15 protein-coding genes are annotated in these 15,849 nt (G+C 72.7%); 3 read left to right on the forward strand and 12 right to left on the reverse strand.

The window, feature by feature from the left end:
* Window positions 1-415: 415 nt before the first annotated feature.
* On the reverse strand, window positions 416-1,684 hold the full coding sequence (gene tyrS / locus ABTY56_RS37775; protein WP_350634234.1) for a tyrosine--tRNA ligase: 1,269 nt from the start codon (window positions 1,682-1,684) through the stop codon (window positions 416-418).
* 315 nt (window positions 1,685-1,999) lie between these two features.
* Here tyrS and ABTY56_RS37780 point away from each other — a divergent pair, with 315 nt between their 5' ends.
* Window positions 2,000-2,530, forward strand: coding sequence for an HNH endonuclease (locus ABTY56_RS37780; protein WP_350634223.1), 531 nt, complete (start codon window positions 2,000-2,002; stop codon window positions 2,528-2,530).
* Between the two features lie 28 nt (window positions 2,531-2,558).
* Here ABTY56_RS37780 and ABTY56_RS37785 read toward each other — a convergent pair whose 3' ends face one another.
* From ABTY56_RS37785 to ABTY56_RS37815, 7 genes are all read right to left on the reverse strand, one after another.
* Window positions 2,559-4,604, reverse strand: coding sequence for an outer membrane protein assembly factor BamB family protein (locus tag ABTY56_RS37785; protein ID WP_350634224.1), 2,046 nt, complete (start codon window positions 4,602-4,604; stop codon window positions 2,559-2,561).
* Window positions 4,605-4,718: 114 nt separating this feature from the next.
* The gene (locus ABTY56_RS37790; protein ID WP_350634225.1) at window positions 4,719-5,024 is read right to left on the reverse strand and encodes a 4a-hydroxytetrahydrobiopterin dehydratase; all 306 of its coding nucleotides are present in this window, start codon (window positions 5,022-5,024) and stop codon (window positions 4,719-4,721) included.
* Between the two features lie 61 nt (window positions 5,025-5,085).
* Complete coding sequence (locus tag ABTY56_RS37795) at window positions 5,086-5,265, reverse strand: DUF1272 domain-containing protein (RefSeq protein ID WP_350634226.1); 180 nt, start codon at window positions 5,263-5,265, stop codon at window positions 5,086-5,088.
* Between the two features lie 78 nt (window positions 5,266-5,343).
* Complete coding sequence (locus ABTY56_RS37800) at window positions 5,344-6,102, reverse strand: sulfite exporter TauE/SafE family protein (RefSeq protein WP_350634227.1); 759 nt, start codon at window positions 6,100-6,102, stop codon at window positions 5,344-5,346.
* Window positions 6,103-6,393: 291 nt separating this feature from the next.
* Window positions 6,394-7,443 (reverse strand): SPFH domain-containing protein, encoded by a 1,050-nt coding sequence (locus tag ABTY56_RS37805; protein ID WP_350634228.1) that lies wholly within the window; start codon window positions 7,441-7,443, stop codon window positions 6,394-6,396.
* Window positions 7,444-7,453: 10 nt separating this feature from the next.
* Window positions 7,454-7,876, reverse strand: a complete 423-nt coding sequence (locus tag ABTY56_RS37810) for an NfeD family protein (protein ID WP_350634229.1) — start codon at window positions 7,874-7,876, stop codon at window positions 7,454-7,456.
* A 164-nt stretch (window positions 7,877-8,040) separates the two neighbouring features.
* Entirely contained in the window at window positions 8,041-8,832 is a 792-nt protein-coding gene (locus tag ABTY56_RS37815) for an ABC transporter ATP-binding protein (protein WP_350525255.1), read from the reverse strand.
* A 148-nt stretch (window positions 8,833-8,980) separates the two neighbouring features.
* On the opposite strand from ABTY56_RS37815, the gene ABTY56_RS37820 reads away from it, so the two are divergent.
* Window positions 8,981-9,784, forward strand: coding sequence for an Rv1486c family protein (locus ABTY56_RS37820; RefSeq protein ID WP_350634230.1), 804 nt, complete (start codon window positions 8,981-8,983; stop codon window positions 9,782-9,784).
* A 103-nt stretch (window positions 9,785-9,887) separates the two neighbouring features.
* On the opposite strand, the gene ABTY56_RS37825 is transcribed toward ABTY56_RS37820, so the two are convergent.
* The 4 genes from ABTY56_RS37825 to ABTY56_RS37840 form a co-directional block, all read right to left on the reverse strand.
* Window positions 9,888-10,235, reverse strand: coding sequence for a hypothetical protein (locus ABTY56_RS37825; protein WP_350634231.1), 348 nt, complete (start codon window positions 10,233-10,235; stop codon window positions 9,888-9,890).
* Window positions 10,236-10,354: 119 nt separating this feature from the next.
* Window positions 10,355-11,014, reverse strand: coding sequence for a response regulator (locus ABTY56_RS37830; protein ID WP_350634235.1), 660 nt, complete (start codon window positions 11,012-11,014; stop codon window positions 10,355-10,357).
* 1 nt (window position 11,015) lies between these two features.
* Window positions 11,016-12,113, reverse strand: coding sequence for a GAF domain-containing sensor histidine kinase (locus ABTY56_RS37835; RefSeq protein ID WP_350634236.1), 1,098 nt, complete (start codon window positions 12,111-12,113; stop codon window positions 11,016-11,018).
* A gap of 377 nt (window positions 12,114-12,490) precedes the next feature.
* The gene (locus ABTY56_RS37840; protein WP_350634232.1) at window positions 12,491-15,097 is read right to left on the reverse strand and encodes an FHA domain-containing protein; all 2,607 of its coding nucleotides are present in this window, start codon (window positions 15,095-15,097) and stop codon (window positions 12,491-12,493) included.
* 224 nt (window positions 15,098-15,321) lie between these two features.
* On the opposite strand from ABTY56_RS37840, the gene ABTY56_RS37845 reads away from it, so the two are divergent.
* Window positions 15,322-15,849: ACT domain-containing protein (locus ABTY56_RS37845; protein ID WP_350634233.1), on the forward strand; the 528-nt coding region annotated here is incomplete at its 3' end.

Below are 15,849 nucleotides of genomic sequence, written 5' to 3' on the forward strand. Positions count from 1 at the left end.
TCCTTCGGACCGCCTTCCAGCGGACCCTCCGGGCTTCGTTCTTTCGTGTTTCCAGCTTACCAGATGTTTTCCGCTCCGTTTTCCGGAGTTTCATTTATCCGATTTCCCGAACTGGCCGGGGTCACTTTCGCGACATCCACCACGTTAGCGCATTCCGAGTGTCACTCGAAATTCACGCTCACACCTTGTTGACGAAAACGCCAACTGACCCATGTGAATGGGTTACGAGGAGTGAGAGTGAGTCTTGCCGAACGGGGTGGCCGCTCCAGCGACTCGTTCAACACTAGGCCACCTGGACGACATCGTCAAACGTCGAGGGCCGGATCTGTCCAGATCCGGCCCTCGACGCTCGAAGTCGCAGCTCAGAGCGGGTGCGCTTTCAGCCAGCCGAGTCGGTCGGCCGGCATACGGCCGGTCAGCCGGCGGAGACCAGCTCCGCCGCCGCCAGGTTGCGCTTGCCGCGCCGCAGCACCAGCCACCGGCCGTGCAGCAGGTCGGCCTCGGTCGGCACCGCCTCCTCGTCCGTCACCTTGACGTTGTTGAGGTAGGCACCGCCCTCCTTGATCGTCCGGCGCGCGGCCGAACGACTCGGCGCCAGTCCGACGGCGACCAACAGGTCGACCACCGGCTGGAGTTCGGAGACCTCGGCCTTCGGCACCTCGGCCAGGGCGGCCGCCAGGGTCGGGGCCTCCAGGTCGGCGAGGTCGCCCTGGCCGAACAGCGCCTTGGACGCGGCGACCGCGCGCTCGTACTGCTCGGCGCCGTGGACGAGGGTGGTGAGCTCCTCGGCGAGGGCGCGCTGGGCGAGACGGGCGGCGGGGCGCTCGCTGGTCTCGCGCTCCAGCTCCTCGATCTCCTCCTTCGAGCGGAAGCTGAAGATCCGCAGGAAGTTGGAGACGTCCCGGTCGTCCGCGTTCAGCCAGAACTGGTAGAAGGCGTACGGGGTGGTCAGCTCGGGGTCGAGCCAGACCGTGCCGGACTCGGTCTTGCCGAACTTGGTGCCGTCGGCCTTGACGATCAGCGGCGTGGCCAGCGCGTGGACGGACTTGCCGTCGGCCTTGCGGATCAGGTCCGTGCCGGCGGTCAGGTTGCCCCACTGGTCGCTGCCACCGGTCTGCAGGCTGCAGCCGTAGCGGCGGTTCAGCTCCAGGTAGTCCATGCCCTGCAGGATCTGGTAGCTGAACTCGGTGTAGCTGATGCCCGCGTCGGAGTTGAGCCGTCGGGCGACGGCCTCCTTCGCGATCATGTTGTTGACCCGGAAGTACTTGCCCACGTCGCGCAGCAGGCTGATCGCCGACATCCCGGACGTCCAGTCCAGGTTGTTGACCATGCGCGCCGCGTACGGGCCCTCGAAGTCGAGGAAGCGGGAGATCTGGCCGCGCAGGCGCTCCACCCAGCCGGCCACCGTCTCGGGGTCGTTGAGCACGCGCTCGGCGGTGGGCTTCGGGTCCCCGATCAGGCCGGTGGCGCCGCCGACCAGGCCGAGCGGGAGGTTCCCCGCCTGCTGGATGCGGCGCATCGTGAGGATCTGCACCAGGTTGCCGAGGTGCAGGCTGGGGGCCGTCGGGTCGAAGCCGCAATAGAACGTGACCGGGCCGTCCGCGAACGCCTTGCGCAGTGCGTCCTCGTCGGTGGACAGGGCGATCAGCCCACGCCACCGCAGCTCGTCGACGATGTCCGTCACGGTCACGCTTCTCCTTCTGTCGGGCGTCCGCCCGTTTGCGGCCCGGTTCGGTCGGGCCCCGGGTCGGTACGACTCCAGCCTGATAGAGCCTACGCGGTTCCGGCCAGCGAGTTTTCCCCGAGGCACCCCCTCGTTTTCTCCGCGGCACCCTCGCGGCTTCGGCACCCCACTCCCCCGGGCCCCTCCGCGATACCGGAAATTCCGTTGTTCGTCGGCTGCGGGCCCGTTCAGAGTGGTGTCACCGCCGTGCGGCGGCAGTGACGTGTGTGGAGACGGTCGTGCCGCCGTGGCACGCCCGCGGGAAGGGTGTGCCGAGTGCGCAACACGCTGGTTCTGAATGCGAGCTACGAGCCCCTGACGACGGTGTCGCTCCAGCGCGCCGTCGTCCTGGTGCTCCAGGACAAGGCGGTGGTGGAGCAGGCGCATCCGCTGCGCTCGATCCGGGGGACGGGTGTCGCCGTCCCGGTCCCGAGGGTGATCAGACTGCAACGGTACGTACGGGTGCCGTTCCGACAACAGGCTCCGTGGTCGCGGCGGGGTGTCCTGGCCCGGGACCAGCACCTGTGCGCGTACTGCGGCCGGCGAGCCACCACGGTGGACCACCTGCACCCCAAGTCGCGGGGTGGAGCGGACAGTTGGCTGAACACCGTGGCCGCCTGCGCGGAGGACAACCAGCTCAAGGCGGACCGGACGCCGGAGCAGGCCGGGATGAAACTGCTGCGGCGCCCGTTCGTGCCGACCCCGCAGGCCAGCCTGATGCTGGCGCTCGGTCTGCGCGGCTCGGAGGCGCGGGAGCTCGCCGACTGGCTGCCGCCGGTGCCGGGCCTGCCCGTCCCGGCGGCGTAGCCACCCGGCCGGGAACCGGGGAGTGGCCTCAGCCCTTCGCCTGGTACCCGGCCGCCGTGCCGTAGTTGGCCGAGTGCTCGGGCACCACGACCACCTGCCCACCGCCGATCAGCACCCGCCCGGAGATCAGCAGCGAGCCGGTCCCGGGCGGGAAGTTGCCGCCGGTCGCCTCCTCGCCGCCCGCCAGCGGGAACCGGGTGAGGTGGGCGGGCTGGTCACGGCGCTCGTCGGCGGCGATCACCAGCGAGCCGCCGTCGATGCCGACCGCCCGGACGGTGCCCTTGGCGGACGCCGGGACCTTCCAGCGCTGCTTGCCGGTCTCCAGGTCGTAGCCGACCGCGGCCACCGGCCCGCCGCCGTTCGCCGGGGTCAGGGTGGTGACCATGGTGCGGCCCTCGAAGAACACCTCGGGAGTGGCCGCGAAGGCGCCGCGGGCGACGTCCAGCCGGCCGCCGTCCGTGACCACCGGGATCTCGGCGGCCGGGTCGCCGGCGGCGCCCCAGGCGAACACCCGGTCGTTCTCCGGCTTGTCGCCGGTGGTGAGGACCACGGCCGGCTCCGCGGACAGCACGGTCACCGTCTTCGGCTGGTTGTTCAGGCCTCGCCACCAGCCGACCTTGCCGTCCGCGATGTTCAGCGAAACGGCCTGGTCAGCGGGCGTCGAGTCGGCGCAGGAGGAGGCCACCAGCACGGTCTTGCCGCTGACGCCGCCGGAGAGGGTGCAGAACTTGCCCTGCCCGGTGTACTGCCAGACGTCCTTGCCGTCCGCCGACTCCCAGGCCACCACGTGGTCGTCGCCGATCGCGACCACCTTGTCCTCGGTGACGCCGACCCGTGCGGAGTAGGCGCCCTTGGTGTCCGCAAGGGTCTTGGTCCAGGCCGTCTTGCCCGTCTTGGTGTCCACGGCGGCCACCAGCGTGCAGGGGCTCTTCGGGTCCGCCTGCGGACGGAACAGCACCGCGCCCAGGCCAGCCTGGTTCACGCCCGCCGACAGCCCGCACGGGACGGCCCCGGCGGCCGGCGGCTCCACCGACCAGGTCGGCTTGCCGCCCGCGCGGTCGTACGCGTGCACCCCGGAGCCGTCGGCCCGGACCACCGCGTCCGCCATCAGCCAGCTGCCGACCAGGGTGTCGTCACCCGCGGGCTGCCCGGCCGCGACGGGCTGCGCGGACCACGCCCGGGAGTGCGCCACGGTGAACCCGGTCTCGCCGCCACTGCTGGCGGCCGCACTGCCGCCGCCTTCCGCACCGACCATCAGACCGGCCGTGACCAGCACCCCCAGCGCGGCCACGCCGGCGCCGGCCCGCACCAACAGGGCCTTGCGGCTGGGCACGTGCTCCCCGGTCAGCACCGCGTCGGCGGCCTTCCGGGCCTTGGCCGACAGCGAGGAGCCGGACGCCGAACCGGACGCGGGCCCGGAACCGGAGCCGGAACCGCCGTCACCACCCCGGCGGGAGGCCGACCGGGACCGCGCGGCGGACCTGGCCCCGGCCGCGGGCTTCGGGGCTTCCTCCGCGGTCCTCCCCGAGGCCTTCTCCGGCCCGGCCGGCGCGGGCTCCGGCCCGGGCTCCTCGACGTGCACGTAGCCGTCCGCCGAGTAGTCCGCTCCCGCCGGGACGTACAGCCCCTCCCCGGCGTGCTGCTGCGCGGCGGCGTACGGGGCGTACTGCTGCGCGTGCTCCGGGAGCGGCTGGTACGGCTGGTACGGCTCCTGGCCGCCGTGCTGCCCCTGGACGTAACCGCCCTCGACGTACCCGGTCTGCCCGTAGCCGCTCTGCGCGTACCCGCTCGGGTCGTAGCCGGCCTGCCCGTGGCCGCCCTGGTCGTAGCCGGCCTGCCCGTGGCCGCCCTGGTCATAACCGGCCTGCCCGTGCCCGCCCTGGTCGTAACCCGCCTGCCCGTAGCCGGCCTGGTCGTACTGCTGCCAGTGCGCCTGCTCATGTGCCTGCTGCTCGTAGTACCCGCCGCCCTGCCAGTCCGGCTGGCCCTGGGCCTGCTGTCCCTGGCCCGACTGTCCCTGGGGGTGCCACGGCTGCTGCCCGGCGTGGGCGTCTCCGAAGGGCTCCTGCGCCATCCGTTCCGTCCCTCCGCCCGCCTGCCTGCCGATTGCGGCAGTCAGCATCTCACGCCCGTCCGGAGGGACGACCCGGGCCCTCGGCGTACGTTCCCGCCGGCCGGCCCGACGGAATCAGGCCGCGGACTCGGCGCGCAGTGCCTCGTCGATGCGGGCGGCCAGGGTGAAGTCCAGGCCGGTGAGGCCGCCGGCGCTGTGGGTGGACAGGACGAAGCGCAGGGTGCGCCAGCGGATGTCGATGTCGGGGTGGTGGTCGAGTGCCTCGGCCTGTTCGGCGACGGCGACGACCACCCGGATCCCCGCGGGGAAGTCCGGGGCGTCGGCGCTGCGGACGATGCCGTCCCCCTCGCGGGTCCACTGCGGCAGCGCCGCCAGGGCCGCCGTGATCTCGTCCTCGCTCAGCCGTGCCCTGCTGCTCATCGCTGCGCTCCTGCTCGGTCGTCGGTGCTCTGGGGGCCCGGGGTTCTCCGGGGTGCCGGGGTCAGGCGGCCTTCCGACGCGGACGGGCCACCAGCTCGCCGCCGCAGTTGGGGCAGGTGCCGGCCATGGCCTCGGTGCATTCCGGGCAGAAGGTGCACTCGTAGGAACATATCGAGGCAGCGCCGTCGGCGGTCAGCGACACCGCGCAGCGCTCGCAGGTCTCACGCATCTCCAGGGCCATGGCCTACTCCTGTGACTCTCGTTTGATCCGACATCCGTATGGCCTGATGGCCTCACGGCCTCATGGCCTGGCGGCCGTTCACGCCGTCAGCAGCTTGGTGACCGCCGCGAGGCCGACCACCACGATCACCCCGCGCAGCACGGCCGGCGACAGGCGGCGGCCGACCTTGGCGCCGACCAGACCGCCGACCAGCGAACCCACCGCGATCAGCCCGGCCGCCGCCCAGTTCACGGTCGAGGTGAACAGGAAGAACAGCGCGGCGACGGCGTTGACGATCATCGCCAGGGCGTTCTTCACCCCGTTGATCCGCTGCAGGTCCTCCTGCAGCAGCATGCCCATCAGCGCCATCAGCAGGACGCCCTGCGCGGCGCCGAAATAGCCGCCGTAGATGCCGGTGAGGAACACCCCGGCCAGCAGCGCCGGGCCGCCGTCCGGGTCGCCGCCCGGCCGGCGGCGGGCGGCGACGGCCTTGGCCACCCGGGGCTGGATCACCACCAGGACGAGCGCGAGCAGGATCAGCACCGGGACGATCGCGTCGAAGGCCGCGCTCGGCAGCTTGATCAGCAGCAGCGCGCCGAGCAGCCCGCCGAGCAGTGAGGCGGTTCCCAGGCGCAGCACCCGGCGCCCCTGGTCGGCGAGTTCGCGGCGGTAGCCGATCACGCCGCTGAGCGAACCGGGGACCAGGCCGAAGGAGTTGGAGACGTTGGCGGTGACCGGCGGGATCCCGACGGCGAGCAGGACGGGGAAGGTGATCAGGGTGCCGGACCCGACGATCACATTGATCATCCCGGCGCCGACCCCGGCCACCAGGACGGCGATCGCCTCCCAGAACGTCATGGGTCACTCCTCCTCTCGGTCCTGTCCGAGGGGATCATGCCGGACCGCCCGCCCGACCGACCAGGCCCGCCCACCATTCGGGACGCACACCACACCGCCGCGAACGGCACCGCGAAAGCCCCGAGGGCCCGCCGCCGTACGGAAGACGTACGGCGGCGGGCCCTCGACGGAGCACGGTTCAACCACTCGCTCCAGGCCGGTCCACTCCGGCTCGGTCCACTCCGGCTCGGCTCACTCCGGCTCGGTCCACTCCGGCTCGGCTCATTCCAGGCCGGTTCAGTCCAGGCCGGCTCACTCCGGGTCGATCTTGGGGAACTCCCGGGTCGGGTCCACCCGGGGACGGGCGGCGCCCTTGTCGGTGTCCACCGGCCGCGGCCCGGACGCCGGGTCGATCGGCACCTGGGTGGCCGGGGCCGGCTTCGGGACGCTCGGCACCGCGACGGCGCCGCCGTTGACCCCGCCGCCGTTGCCGGTCAGGCCGTTGAAGGCGCCGCCGAGGCCCTTGAGCGCGTCGCCGACCTCGCTGGGGATGATCCAGAGCTTGTTGGAGTCGCCCTTGGCCAGCTCGGGCAGGGTCTGCAGGTACTGGTAGGCGAGCAGCTTCTGGTCGGCGTCGCCGTCGTGGATGGCTTCGAAGACCGTCCGGATCGCGGCCGCCTCACCGTCGGCGCGCAGCACCGCGGCCTGCGCCTCACCCTCGGCCCGGAGGACGTCCGCCTGCTTCTCACCCTCGGCCTTGAGGATCTGCGCCTGGCGCTGGCCCTCGGCGGTGAGGATCGCGGCGCGCTTGTCCCGGTCGGCGCGCATCTGCTTCTCCATCGAGTCCTGGATGGAGGTCGGCGGCTCGATCGCCTTCAGCTCGACGCGGTTGACCCGGATGCCCCACTTGCCGGTGGCCTCGTCCAGGACGCCGCGCAGACCGGCGTTGATGACCTCGCGGGAGGTCAGGGTGGACTCCAGGTCCATCGAGCCGATGATGTTGCGCAGCGTGGTGACGGTCAGCTGCTCGATCGCCTGGATGTAGCTGGCGACCTCGTAGGTGGCCGCGCGGGGGTCGGTGACCTGGTAGTAGATGACGGTGTCGATGTTGACGACCAGGTTGTCCTGGGTGATCACCGGCTGCGGCGGGAACGGGACGACCTGCTCGCGGAGGTCGATCCGGTTGCGGACGCGGTCGATGAACGGGACGACGATGTTCAGTCCGGCGTTGAGCGTCCGGGTGTAGCGGCCGAAGCGCTCCACGATCGCCGCGCTGGCCTGTGGGATGACCTGGATCGTCTTGATCAGCGCGATGAAGGCCACCACGACCAGGACGACCAGGACGATAAGGACGGGTTCCACGGACTCTCCCCTAGACGACCAGGGCGGTCGCGCCCTGGATTTCGACGACGTCGACCTGCTGCCCGGGCTGGTACACCTGGTCCGGGTGGAGCGCACGGGCCGACCAGATCTCGCCGTTCAGCTTGATCCGGCCGCCCTCCCCGTCGACGGTTTCCGCGACGACCGCGGTGGCGCCGTGCAGCGCCTCGATGCCCATCTTGATCTGCGGGCCCTTCTGCAACTGCCGGTAGGCGATCGGGCGGACGAAGACCACGAGCGCGACCGAGACCACGAGGAAGGTCACGGTCTCCAGGACCACTCCCCCGCCCAGCCCGGCCACGCCGGCGGCGGCCAGCGCTCCGACCGCGAACATGGCGAACTCCGGCATCGCGGTGAGAACCAGCGGTATGCCGAGCCCTGCGGCGGCCAGGAGCCACCAGATCCAGCTGTCCACACGTCCATCCTAGGGAGCGAAGGCCTTCGAGGCGGACAGTTCCCGCAGGTCGAGGGGCGGAAACCGGTCGCACGTGCGACCGGTTCCGGCGGCCTTGCGCGGGACGTGCGGAGCGGGGGCGGAGCGGGGGCGGAGCGGGGGGCGGAGGAGCGGCGGACGGGGCCTCAGCCCAGCGGCAGGCCCTGGGCCGACCAGCGGTCGCCGTGGCGCTCCAGGGTGAGCGGCAGGCCGAAGCACTTGGAGAGGTTACGGGCGGTCAGCTCGGTGTCGATCGGGCCGGCCGTGAGCACCTTGCCCTGGCGGATCATCAGGACGTGGGTGAAGCCCGGGGCGATCTCCTCGACGTGGTGGGTGACCATCGCCATCGCCGGGGCGAACTCGTCCTGGGCGAGCGCGCCGAGCCGGCGGACCAGGTCCTCGCGCCCGCCGAGGTCCAGGCCGGCGGCCGGCTCGTCGAGCAGCAGCAGCTCGGGGTCGGTCATCAGGGCGCGGGCGATCAGGGTGCGCTTGCGCTCGCCCTCGGAGAGGGTGCCGAACTTGCGGCCGGTGAGGCCGGCCATGCCGAGGCGGTCGAGCAGCGCGAGGGCGCGGGACTCGTCCGACTGCTCGTAGCTCTCCTGCCAGCTCACCGTCATCCCGTAGGCGGCGGTGAGCACGGTCTGCAGGACGGTCTGCTCGGCCGGCAGCTTGTCGAACATGGCGGCGCCGGCCAGGCCGATCCGGGAGCGCAGCTCGAAGACGTCGATCTCGCCCAGCTTCTCGCCCAGCACGGTGACCTTGCCCGAGGTCGGGAACAGGTACGAGGAGGCGATCTGCAGCAGGGTGGTCTTGCCGGCGCCGTTCGGGCCCAGGATGACCCAGCGCTCACCCTCGGAGATGGACCACGAGACCTGGTCGACCAGCGCGCGCCCCTCCCGGACCACGGATACGTCCACCAGCTCCAGCACGTCGCTCATGCCTACGCCTTCCCCAAAAACAAGATTCTCGGCCGTCGGTGCGGGCGGCACGCCGACTCCGGCAGCCGGTGGGCACGGGTGGGTGCGCCGCACACGCATGGGCAAACCTACGCCACGCGGATGACCGCCGATTCCGTAGGCTGGCCGGATGCTCGCGACTCCTGCCGACAATCCGTACGAAGAGCCCCGTTCGGGGCGACTGGCCGCCTGGGGCAACGCCCTGATCGCGGGCCTGGTGCCGCCCGACAACGCCGCCGCGGCCGTGCTGGGCGCCGACGAGAGCCACCGGGTGACCGGGCTGCCCGGCGACGAGCCGGGCGAGCAGCACGGGCTGACCTGGGCGCTGGGCCGGCTGCGGGTGCTGGGGGTGAAGGGCCTGCGCCTCGCGCTGCCCTCGGCCGGGCACCCGCTGGGGCTGACCGGCCCCGCGCCGTTCAACGAGCGCGCCATGGCCGCGGGCGAGGCCGTCCTGGCGGTGGGGGCGCCGCTCGGGCTGGTGCCGGAGGTCGAGGTGTTCGGCCCGCCGGGGGACCGTTCCGCGACCGTGCTGTGGCGCTGCTCCGAGGTGAACGACACACCGCCGGCGGACGTGCCGTCGCTGCACGAGGCCGAGCGCGAGCTGGCGGACGGGCTGCGCGAGGCGACCGTGCTGCTCACCCGGCTCGACGTGGCCGGCGCCGGGCCGGAGGCGCTGCGCGCCCTGGAGGCGTACCGCCGGCGCGGGAACGCCGAGCTGCTGGCGCCCGGCTACCCGCCGCGTGCCGTGCGCGTGCTGGAGTCGGCCCGGCAGGTGTCCGCCCTGCTGTCGATCGCCTCCGGGGGCCACGGCGCGGCCGTCAGCGCATCCGAGATGGCCGCGCGGCAGTCCGTCCTGGCGCCGCTGCGGCGCACCGCCCGACGGGCCCAGGTGGCCGCCTACAACGCCTTGGTGGACGAGCGCGAGGCCCGCTGAGGGCTCGCGGGACGGCCCCCGTACCTGGCCGGAATCCGACCCCCCGCGTGCACCGGACGCCGGCCCGTCCGACGGTGGGCGCCACCGGGGCGGGCCCGCGGTGTCAGCGCCACGGGTCCGCCTCGGCCAGGGCCAGGCGGCGGGCGGACCAGCCCAGCTCCTCGGCCGCCTCCGCCGGCGACGGGCTCTGCGCCAGCCGGACCCGCAGCGCCTGGGCGGCGGCTTCGGCCGTGGCCTCGGCCCGGCGCAGCCGGTCGGTCACCGCCTCCTCGACCACGGCGGCCGGCAACGCGAGCAGGGACTCGGCGCCGTACGTCGGGTGGCCCTTGAACTCGCCGTCGGACCGGAGCACCCCGGCCTCGGTGAGCCGGTGCACGTCCTCGGCCACGACCGGCGGCCCGGTGGCCCGCACGAGGGTCCTGGCGGCCTTGACGGCGCCCACCCGGGGCACGGCGCCCAGCCGGGCGACGAGCTCCGCGGCACCGGCCCGTAGACCGTGCGCGGCTCCCCCGTGGCGCCCCCCTCGATGCGGTGTCAGCGCCCACCCTCGCACACCCCACTGACAGCTCATCAGGTTCCCGGGGCCGCGTCCCGGGTCTCGCCGTTGCGGACGGCCCAGAGCGCGGCCTGGGTGCGGTCCGCGAGGTCCAGCTTCATCAGGATGTTGGAGACGTGGGTCTTCACCGTCTTCTCCGACAGGTGGAGGCTGCGCGCGATCTCCCGGTTGGAGCGGCCGTCGGCGATGTGGCCGAGCACCTCGCGCTCGCGTTCGGTGAGGGTGCCGCCGCGGCCCTGCGGCGCGCGCGGACCGTCGTCGGAGAGCAGGGCCTCGGCCAGCTCCGGCTGGAGCAGCACGTGGCCGGCGTGCACCGAGCGGATCGCCCCGGCCAGCGCCTCCGGGTCCACGTCCTTGTAGACGTACCCGGCGGCGCCGGCCCGCAGCGCGGGGACCATCGTGCGGTGCTCGGTGAAGCTGGTGACGATCAGGATCCGGGCCCGGCTGCCCTCGCCCTTGAGGGTGCGCAGCGCCTCGATCCCGTCGACGCCGGGCATCTTGAGGTCCATCAGGACCACGTCGGGGTCGAGTGCGCGGGCCCGCTCGACGCCCTCCGCCCCGTCGGCGGCCTCCCCGACCACCTCGATGTCGTCCTGGACCTCCAGGAAGGTGCGCAGCCCGCGCCGGACCACCTGGTGGTCGTCGACCAGCAGGACGCGGATCGACGGTGTGATCTCAGGCACCGGGGACCTCCATCTCGACGAGCGTCCCCCGGCCGGGGGCCGACTCCAGGGTGAGCGTGCCGCCGACGGCGGCCGCACGGTCGCGCATCGAGGCCAGGCCGAGGTGGCGGCCGGCCCGACGGACGGACTCGGGGTCGAAGCCGCGCCCGTCGTCGCGCACCCGCAGCACGGCACCGCGCGCGGGCGTCCCCGCCAGGGTGACGGTGACCCGCCCGGCGCCGGAGTGCCGCAGCGCGTTGTGCAGCGCCTCCTGGGCGACCCGCAGCAGGGCGGCCTCCTGGGCGGGCGGCAGGGCGCGGACGCCGTCGGCGGCGAAGGCGACGTCGGCGGTGTGCGCCCGGTCGAGGAGCTGCACCTGGGAGGCGAGGGTGGCGCTCAGCCCGTCCTCCTCCAGCGCGGCGGGGCGCAACTCCACGACGACGGCCCGCAGTTCGTCGGCGGCCTCGGCGGCCAGCCGGGCGACCTCGGCGAGTTCGGCGCGGGCCCGGGCCGGGTCTCGGTCGACGAGCTTGGCGGCGGCCTTCGCGGTGAGGCGCAGCGAGAAGAGCTTCTGCGAGACGGCGTCGTGCAGGTCGTGCGCGATCCGGGCGCGCTCGCCGGCCAGGGTCAGTTCGCGGCTGCGCTCGTACAGCCGGGCGTTGGACAGGGCGAGCGCGGCGTGGGCGGCGAGGATCCGCAGCAGTTCCTCGTCGTGGTCGGTGAAGAGGCCGCCGCCGCGCTTGTTGGCGAGGAAGACGACGCCCAGCACCTGCGGTTCGTCCTCGGCCGCGTCGGTGTCCAGGATCGGCATGCCGAGGAAGGCGTCCATCTCGGGGTGGGCGGAGGGCCAGCCGCCGAAGGAGGGCGCCCGGCGGACGTCGGCGAGGCGGATCGGGCCGGTCTCGTGCAGCATCGCGGCGAGCACGCCGTGCTGGCGCGGCAGCGGGCCGATCGCCCGCCACTGCTCGTCGGTGACGCCGTCGACCACGAACTGGGCGAAGCCGCCGTGGTCGTCGGGCACGCCCAGGGCCGCGTACTCGGCGCCGAGCAGTTCCCGGGCGGAGGCGGTGATGCGGCGCAGCACCTCGCGGACCTCCAGGTGTCGGCTCATGGCGAGCAGCGCCTGGCTGACGGCCTCGATCCCGGACAGGCAGGGGTCGCAGGCGGGCAGCGGGCCCTGGTGGGCCGGGTGGTCTCCGGTGGTGCTGGGCATACCGCCAAACTACCGCCGCGGCCGGGGCGGTCGCGTCCGCCTGCGGCCGGGGCGGACGCAGGTCCGGGGACCTAGGCCGCTGGGCCCGACCGGAGCCGGTCCCGCGGTTCGGGCCGGCGCCCGCGGTCCTCCGGTCCGGCGCCGGGCGGTCAGCGGAGCGGACGGGCGAACGGAGCGGACGGGCGAACGGCGGAGGGACGAACGGCGGAGGGGCGGCCCTCCCGTTCGGGAGGGCCGCCCCTCGGCGGTTCAGGACGGGCTCGGCCCCTCCGGGCTCAGCCCTTCTGCATGACCTCGGGCTCGTGCCGGCGCTGGAGCCGGGTGACGAGGATGCCGATGAGGACCGAGATCACGATCAGCACGCCCGCGTCGATCGCCCACTGGGCCACCGCGTGCTTCCACAGCGGGTCGTAGTCCGGGTGCTGGAAGTCCTTGTTCCAGGGGCCCATGAGCTTGGACAGGTCGAGCGTGGTGGAGACCATGCCGGTGCCCCAGCGGGCCGGCATCAGCCAGGCGACCTGCTCCAGACCGGGCTTGCCGAAGATCTGGAAGAGGCAGCCGGTGAAGACGACCTGGACGATGGCGAACATGACCAGCAGCGGCATGGTCTTCTCGGCGGTCTTCACCAGCGCGGAGATCATCAGGCCGAACATCATCGCGGCGAAGCTCAGCAGGATCATGCCGATGGTCATCTCGATGATCGGCAGGTTCTTGACGATCAGGCCGTGCTCGGGGAGCTTGCGCGGCAGGAAGCCGACGGCGGAGATGATGGCACCCTGGATCACGCTGAAGAAGCCCAGCACGATGATCTTGGACATCATGTACGCCGACCGGGAGAGCCCGGTGGCCCGTTCCCGTTCGTAGATCGCCCGTTCCTTGATCAGTTCTCGAACGGAGTTGGCGGCGCCGGAGAAGCAGGCCCCGATCGCCAGGATCAGGAGGATCGTCGCGGCTCCGCTGTTCAGTCCCAGCTGCGACTTCGGGTTCGGCGCGAGCCCCGGTGTGTTGGGGATCAGCACGCTGACCGCGCCGATGACCGCGGGCAGCAGCACCGACAGGGCGAGGAAGCCGCGGTCCGAGGCGAGCACCGACATGTAGCGCCGCATCAGGGTCCACAGCTGGGAGCCCCAGCTCTGCGGCTTCGGCGGCTTGACGGCCTCCTGGGCGACCTGGACGTGCTGCACCTCGCCCGCCTCGACGGTCGGGGCGGAGTACTGCTGGTAGTGCACCGAACCGCGGTAGCGGCCGGCCCAGTCGTGGTCCGGGTAGTTCTCGAACGCCTGGAAGACGTCCGCCCAGGTCTCGTAGCCGAAGAAGTGCAGCGCCTCGTCCGGCGGGCCGAAGTAGGCCACCGAGCCGCCCGGCGCCATCACCAGCAGCCGGTCGCAGAGCGCGAGTTCGGCCACCGAGTGGGTGACGACCAGGATGGTGCGGCCGTCGTCGGCGAGGCCGCGCAGCATCTGCATGACCTCGCGGTCCATGCCCGGGTCGAGGCCCGAGGTGGGCTCGTCCAGGAAGATCAGCGACGGCTTGGTGAGCAGCTCCAGGGCGACCGAGACGCGCTTCTGCTGGCCGCCGGAGAGCGCGGTGATCTTGTTGTCGGCGCGCTTGTCCAGGCGCAGCTCGTACAGCACCTCGTCGATCCGGGCGTCGCGCTCGCGGGCCTCGGTGTCGCCGGGGAAGCGCAGCCGGGCCGCGTACTTGAGGCCCTTCCGGACGGTGAGCTCGCGGTGCAGGATCTCGGACTGCGGCACCAGGCCGATGCGCGAGCGGAGTTCGGCGAACTGCTTGTAGAGGTTGCGCCCGTCGTACAGCACCTCGCCGCGATCGGCCGGGCGGTAGCCGGTGAGGGCGCGCAGCAGGGTGGACTTGCCGGAGCCGGACGGGCCGATGACGGCGACCAGGGACTTCTCCGGGACGCCGAAGCTGACGTCGTTGAGCAGGATCTTCTTGGCGCCCTTGTGCTCGACCTCGACGGTCAGGTGGCGGGCGGAGAAGGAGACGGCGCCGGTGTCGACGAACTCCTGCAGCTGGTCGCCGACCAGGGTGAAGGTGGAGTGGCCGACGGTCAGGCGGTCCTGCGCACCCATCAGCTGACGCTGGACCCGCTGGCCGTTGAGGAAGATGCCGTTGTGGCTGCCGAGGTCGACGATCTCCCAGCGGCCGTCCGGCAGTTGGCGCAGCTCGGCGTGGTGGCGGGAGACCTGGAGGTCCGAGACCACGATGTCGTTGTCGAGCGCACGGCCGATGCGCAGCGTGCGCGTCATGTCGGCCAGCCGGCGGATCATCGTCGGCTGCGGACCGTCGCCACCGTGCTGCGGCGGCGGCGTGAAGCCCTGGTCCTGCGGGAAGCCCTGGTCCTGCGGGAAGCCCTGCTGCTGCGGGAAGGCGCCCTGCTGCTGGGCCGGCGGCGCGTACTGCTGCTGCGGGAAGGGCTGCTGGGCCTGCGGCTGACCGGCCCAGGCCTGCTGCTGCTGCGGCTGCTGGTACGGGTCCTGCTGCTGCCAGGCCGGCTGCTGCGGCTGCGGCACCGGGCCGCGGGCGGTGGCGGCCTCGTGCATCGGGGTGGCGTGCGGGGCGGCGGCCTGCGCGGGCGCGGAGAAACCGAGCCGGGGGCCGTTCTCCGGGTTGCCCAGGTTGACGACGGCTCCGGGGAACAGCTGGGCCTGCATGGTGCGGGCACCGGCCACGTACGTGCCGTTGGTGCTGCCGTGGTCGTCCAGCTGCCAACCGCTGCCGTTGAAGCTGATGGTCCCGTGGTGCCAGGAGACCCTGGCGTCGTCGAACGGGAAGTCCGACTGCGGGTTGCGCCCGATGGTGTAGGACCGCCCGGGCTCCAGAGTCCGCTGCTGTCCGTTGATCTCAATGACGAGTTGCGGCACTGCGCGCCTGCCCCGCTCTCTCGGTTCCCCCGAATTTGGCCCCCCGCCGGGGGTGCGATGTTCCTGATGACTGACGGGGGGAATCATTCCAGCCCGCCGACCGCCGATGAAAGTCGGGCCGGGCGACTGTGACCAGGCTGCTACCGGAGCGCGCACCCGCGGCGTCCCGCGAGGTGGGACGGGTGCCCTCGGGCCACCGGCCGACGGGTAGCGTGGGACACACCATGAACGCATCGCCCCTGGCCGCTGAGCCCCTCCCCGCCGCCCAGCCCCGGACCGCGGACGAGCGCACCCTGCTCGTCAAGGTGTTCGGCAAGGACCGTCCCGGCATCACCGCCGGCCTCTTCGCGACGCTGGCCGGCTTCGGCGTCGACGTCATCGACATCGAGCAGGTCGTGACCCGTGGCCGCATCACGCTGTGCGCCCTGGTCACCCCGCCCGCCGCGCCCGGCGCCGAGGGCGGGCTGCGGGCCACCGTCCACCGCTGGGCCGACGAGCAGAAGCTCCAGGCCGAGATCCTCTCCGGCATCGGCGACAACCGGCCGCGCCGCGAGGGCCGTTCGCACGTCACGGTGCTCGGCCACCCGCTGACCGCCGCCGCCGTCTCCGCGCTGACCTCCCGGATCACCGCGGCGGGCGGCAACATCGACCGGGTCTTCCGGCTCGCCAAGTACCCGGTGACGGCGGTCGAGCTGGCCGTCTCCGGTGTGGCCACCGAGGAGCTGCGGGCCGAGCTGGCCCAGGAGGCGGCC

This window comes from Kitasatospora sp. NPDC097691, assembly GCF_040302665.1.
Classification (GTDB): domain Bacteria; phylum Actinomycetota; class Actinomycetes; order Streptomycetales; family Streptomycetaceae; genus Kitasatospora.